This is a genomic window from Streptomyces noursei (assembly GCF_001646665.1).
GTDB classification, from domain to species: Bacteria; Actinomycetota; Actinomycetes; order Streptomycetales; family Streptomycetaceae; genus Streptomyces; species Streptomyces lavendulocolor.
In genome coordinates this window covers 34419-36433 of record NZ_LWBU01000307.1, presented here as the reverse complement: position 1 = coordinate 36433, position 2015 = coordinate 34419, and the positions used below count along the sequence as shown (strand labels likewise).

Here is a 2015-nt window from a genome sequence, read left to right as displayed (position 1 = left end):
TGCGTGATCACAAACGCTTTGTGACTGATGGGTTAAGCGTGCATCTGGTGGCTTAAGTCCGGATTTCAAGCGTGGGGCCTCCCGGCTCACTGGCCCACCCGGCCCGGATGGAGGGTCCTGCTGAAGAGCGTCGTCCCACCGGTCGCCCGCAGCCGTACGGTCAGTTCACCGCTGTCGCCGTCGATGTCGGCCTCGCCGAAGTACTGCGGCGACTCCATCGGCGAGACGTTGCCCCGCTCCGGCGCCCGGACGAAGACCCGGTCCGGGCCGAACGTACCGTCCAGGGCGCTCGCCGGGAACCCGCCCGCCGCCAGCGGGCCGGAGACGAACTCCCAGAACGGCTCGAAGTCGGTGAACGCAGCCCGCTCCGGCGCATAGTGCTGGGCCGAGGTGTGGTGCACGTCCGCCGTCAGCCACACGGTCCCGGTGATCCGCCGGTGCTTGACGAACCGCAGCAGCTCGGCGATCTGCAGCTCACGGCCGAGCGGCGCGCCCGGGTCGCCCTGCGCGACCGCCTCGAAGTCCGTGGCGCCGTCCGGCACCACGAGCCCGAGCGGCAGGTCCGCGGCGAGCACCTTCCACACCGCCCGCGAGCGGCTCAACTCCCGCTTCAGCCAGGCGAGCTGGGCCGCGCCCAGGATGCCCCCGGTGTCGTCCGGCCGGCGGCCCGGCGAGTTGGCGTCCCGGTACGTCCGCATGTCCAGGACGAACACGTCCAGCAGGGGCCCGTACCGCACCACCCGGTGCATCCGGCCCGCGTGCAGGGTGGACACCGGGACGTACTCGCCGAACGCCCGCAGCGAGCGCGCGGCCAGCACGTCGACGTCCTTCTCGGTGTACCGGGGGTCGTCCAGCAGCTGCCCCGGGTACCAGTTGTTGCGCACCTCGTGGTCGTCCCACTGCGTGATGGAGGGCACCTGGGCGTTGAACGCGCGGACGTTGTGGTCGAGCAGGTTGTAGCGGAACACACCGCGGTACTCGTCGAGCGTCTCGGCGACCTTCGCCTTCTCCTCCGTCACGACGTTGCGCCAGACCCGCCCGTCCGCGAGCGGCACGCGCGCCTGGAGCGGCCCGTCCGCGTAGACCGTGTCCCCGCTGCACAGGAAGAAGTCCGGAACCAGGCGGCGCATCTCCTCGTACGCGTAGAACCCGCCGATGTCCGGATTGATGCCCCAGCCCTGCCCCGCGATGTCGCCCGACCACAGGAACCGCACCCCGTCCCGGCGCCGTGCCGGAGCCGTCCGGAAGGAGCCCGTCACCGGCTCGCCGGCGCGCCGGGGGTCGTCCGGGTCCAGGAGCGTCACGCGGTAGTGGATCCGCTCGCCCGGCGGCAGGCCCCGCAACGCCGTGGTCCCGGTGAGATCGGTACCGGGACCGAGCAGCGGTCCGACGTGGCGGCGCACCCGGCGGAACGACTCGGTGGCGGAGGTCTCCACCACCATCCGGGCCGGCCGGTCCGAGCGGACCCACACCAGCCCGGACGTCGCCGTGACGTCGCCCGTCTGCACCCCCCAGGCGGCCCGCGGCCGTCCGGCACGGACCTGCGCGGGCGCGGCACCCAGCGAGAGCGCCGCCGACGCGGCCAGCGAGGCCCGCAGGACGGTGCGGCGGGCGGGGGACGGGCCAGGGCGGTGCGGCATCGGTACGCCTCCGGGGACGCGGAACGGACGGAAGGGAACGGCGGGCAACCGCACGGCAACGGGTGCCGAGCCATGCCTAACGCCCCCCGGCGGCGCGCGGACGAACCCCGCGTGAACAACCGCTCCCGCCCGCGGGCCCCGCGGACGCCCGCCCGGACCCGGCACCCGGCCCCGCCGCCCCGTCCCGCTGCGCGGCCGCCATCAGCCGCACGCCGCGGCCGATGTCCCCCGGCGACAGGTGGGCGTACCCCAGCACCAGCCGGACGTCCCCGTCGTCGCGGCGGGCCGACGTGTACTCGCCCAGCGGCCGCAGCGCCACCCCGGCCGCGGCCGCCCGCTCCACGAACACCGCCTCCGGCGCCCCGCGCGCGTGGC

1 protein-coding gene and 1 pseudogene are annotated in these 2015 nt (G+C 74.6%); both read right to left on the bottom strand.

The window, feature by feature from the left end:
* Positions 1-86 precede the first annotated feature (86 nt).
* Positions 87-1640 carry an alkaline phosphatase D family protein gene (locus A4V12_RS22950; protein WP_064071311.1) on the bottom strand — a complete coding sequence of 518 codons (1554 nt, stop codon included), beginning with the start codon at positions 1638-1640 and terminating at the stop codon, positions 87-89.
* A gap of 76 nt (positions 1641-1716) precedes the next feature.
* A pseudogene (locus A4V12_RS39045) lies at positions 1717-2015 on the bottom strand (hypothetical protein); the annotation flags it as partial.